Genomic DNA, 2,900 nt, shown 5'->3' on the forward strand with positions numbered 1-2,900 from the left:
CGGGCCGCCGTCATGTGAATGCCGGTCTGGCTGCTGCTAGTGCTTGGCCTTGCCCTGGTTGGCGACCGCCTCGATGGCAGCGGCAGCGGCGTCCGCGTCAAGGTAGGTACCGCCGGCCTTGACCGGCTTGAGGTCCTCGTCCAGTTCATACACGAGGGGGATGCCCGTAGGGATGTTGAGCGCGGCGATGTCCGCGTCGCTGATGCCGTCTAGGTGCTTGACGAGCGCGCGCAGTGAATTTCCGTGGGCAGCGATGAGGACGGTCTTGCCGGCCTTGATGTCTGCGCTGATATCCGACTCCCAGTACGGCAAGAACCGCTCGAGGACGTCCTTCAGGCACTCCGTGCGGGGCACATCATCGCCGAGGTCCGCGTAACGCGGGTCATTGGCCTGCGAGTACTCGCTCGAATCGTCGAGGGGCGGCGGCGGGGTGTCATACGAGCGGCGCCACTCCATGAACTGCGCCTCGCCGTACTCTGCGAGCGTCTGCGCCTTGTCCTTGCCCTGGAGCGCACCGTAGTGGCGCTCATTGAGGCGCCAGTTGCGCTTGACGTCGATCCAGCTGCGGTCTGCTGCCTCAAGCGCGAGGTTCGCGGTGATGATGGCGCGCTTCTGCCGCGAGGTGTAAACGATGTCCGGCAGGATGTCATGCTCGACGAGCAGCTCGCCGCCGCGAACGGCTTCCTTGCGTCCGAGTTCCGTTAGTGCCACGTCCACCCAGCCTGTGAAAAGGTTCTTTTCATTCCACTCGCTCTGGCCATGGCGCAGCAGGATCAGTTTGTAAGAAGTCATGGTCCAAGTCTGCCGTATTTGGCCACGAGGGGCACATACTGCGCGCTCACCGGCCCTTTCATTACCCGTAACCCAACGCGCGTAAGCATTCCCCGTAACCTTGAACGGTGCCAGTACGAAAGCCCGGGAAGCCGGTGGGAGCGATCACCCGCGGCACCACCAATCCCAACCGGCTGCGGCGGATGGACCGCTGGCTGGCCGGTCCGCAGGCGTGGCGTATCCGCGCGGCGGAAGATCCCCTGGTGGTGGACCTCGGTTACGGCGCGACGCCGGTCACCGCCGTCGAGCTCTTCACCCGCCTGCGTACGGTGCGCAGCGACGTCGAGGTGGTGGGCGTCGAGATCGACCCGGAGCGCGTCCGCGCCGCCCTCCCCCTGCAACGTCCCGGGCTCAGCTTTGTACAGGGCGGGTTCGAGGTGCCGCTGGATGGGCGACGGCCCGCCGTGATCCGGGCGTTCAACGTCCTGCGTCAGTACAGGGAGGACGAGTATCCGGCCCACTGGGACCTCGTGCGCGGGCGGCTGCCCGAACACGGCCTGTTCATTGACGGGACCTGCGACGAGATCGGGCGCCGCGCTACATGGGTTGCCCTCGGCGTGGACGGTCCGCTCTCGCTCAGCATTTCCCTGCGGTTCGGCAGTTTCGGGGTGCCGTCGGATGTGGCGGAGCGGCTGCCGAAGGCGCTGATTCACCGGAACGTGCCCGGTGAGCGGGTGTTCGATTATCTGCAGGCGCTCGACCGCGCGTGGCTGGATGCGGCGCCGCTGGGCTCCTTCGGCAACCGGCAGCGCTGGCTGCGGATGTGCTCGGCCATGGCGAACGCAGGCTGGCCGCTGGCCGACGGTCCGGCCCGGTGGCGCTTGGGTGAAATCACTGTTGCGTGGGATGCGGTGGCGCCCGGCTGAACGGCGCCGGATAGACGGGACCCTACGAGGAACCGGTCAGGTTTACCAGGGGCCGTACGGGCCGCTGCTGCCCTGGACTTCGCTCACCGCAGGCTTTACGTCCGCAAGGTAGACGCAGGCGGCAATGATCGCAGCGAGCTGCAGCAGTCCGAACAGACCGATGCCGCCGAAGAGGGCGGTCAGCGCTCCGATCGCGGCCGCACCGGCGGTCAGGCCAAGCCAGAAGCTCTTGGTGCGTTTGAAGGTGGCTTCGAAGGACGCGGGCTTTCGCTGGATGCAGTCAATGAACGCCCACAGTTCAATGCCGAGCGCAACGTACCCCAGGACTCTGAAGAGCCACATTTCGGTCAAGAGCACAAGTTCCACGGAATCAGCCTAGCCGTTATTCGGCGCGGATGAGAGCGCCGCCTCGAGGTCAGCCCAGAGGTCCTCGACGTTTTCGATGCCGACGGACAACCGGACCAGCGCCTCAGGCACCGTCTTCGGTTCACCGGGCTGGCGCCGTCGTCGTTCTATCAGGGACTCGACACCGCCCAGGGAGGTGGCAGGCAGCCAGAGGCGGACCGCCTCCACGAGGGCATCGGCGGCGTCCCTGCTCTCCAGTTCGATGCTGATGATGCCGCCGTAGCCCTTGAGTTGGGCGGTGGCGCGCTCATGGCCGGAATCGTTCGGCAGCCCCGGGTAGCGGATGCGGGTCACCGACGAGTGGGCGTCCAGCCGGCGCGCGAGTTCCAGTGCGTTGGCCTGGCTTCGCTCCATCCGCAGCGCGAGGGTGCGCAGTCCGCGCAGCGCGAGCCACACCTCGAACGGGCCGGCAATCGCGCCGTGCAGTGTGCGGTAGGTTGCCAGCTCGGCGCGCATCGCGGCGTCCGAGGTCACCAGGGCGCCCAGCACCACGTCGGAGTGGCCGGCCAGGTACTTGGTGACGGAGTGGAGCACGACGTCGGCGCCATAGTCCAGCGGCCGGCTCACCAGCGGTGTGTTGAAGGTGTTGTCGACGACGACGGTGGCCCCGGCTGCCTTGGCGGCGGCGGCCAGGACCGCGGTCTCGGCGACCTCGAGCATCGGGTTGGTGGGGCTTTCGAGCCACAGCATGTCAGCGCCGTCGAGCTGGCCGAGGACCTGCGCGGTGTCGGCGATATCCACCTGCCGGACCGTCAGGCGGCCGCGTGCTTCCTCGGCGAGCGCCAGCGAGACCGACCC

4 protein-coding genes are annotated in these 2,900 nt (G+C 67.2%); 1 reads left to right on the forward strand and 3 read right to left on the reverse strand.

What is annotated here, in order from left to right:
- Positions 1–36: 36 nt before the first annotated feature.
- Positions 37–792: a phosphoglyceromutase gene (locus X803_RS0105135; protein WP_026544303.1), complete on the reverse strand. Its 756-nt coding sequence runs from the start codon at positions 790–792 to the stop codon at positions 37–39.
- A 182-nt stretch (positions 793–974) separates the two neighbouring features.
- Between X803_RS0105135 and X803_RS0105140 the strand changes: the two genes are divergently transcribed.
- Positions 975–1,697, forward strand: coding sequence for a class I SAM-dependent methyltransferase (locus tag X803_RS0105140; RefSeq protein WP_343299600.1), 723 nt, complete (start codon positions 975–977; stop codon positions 1,695–1,697).
- A gap of 42 nt (positions 1,698–1,739) precedes the next feature.
- Here X803_RS0105140 and X803_RS0105145 read toward each other — a convergent pair whose 3' ends face one another.
- Both X803_RS0105145 and X803_RS21355 read right to left on the reverse strand, forming a co-directional pair.
- The gene (locus X803_RS0105145; RefSeq protein ID WP_035778048.1) at positions 1,740–2,039 is read right to left on the reverse strand and encodes a DUF2516 family protein; all 300 of its coding nucleotides are present in this window, start codon (positions 2,037–2,039) and stop codon (positions 1,740–1,742) included.
- A 33-nt stretch (positions 2,040–2,072) separates the two neighbouring features.
- The coding region (locus tag X803_RS21355; RefSeq protein ID WP_035778010.1) for a trans-sulfuration enzyme family protein at positions 2,073–2,900 on the reverse strand (828 nt) is incomplete at its 5' end.

The organism is Arthrobacter sp. 35/47 (genome assembly GCF_000520475.1).
Taxonomy (GTDB): Bacteria; Actinomycetota; Actinomycetes; order Actinomycetales; family Micrococcaceae; genus Arthrobacter_D; species Arthrobacter_D subterraneus.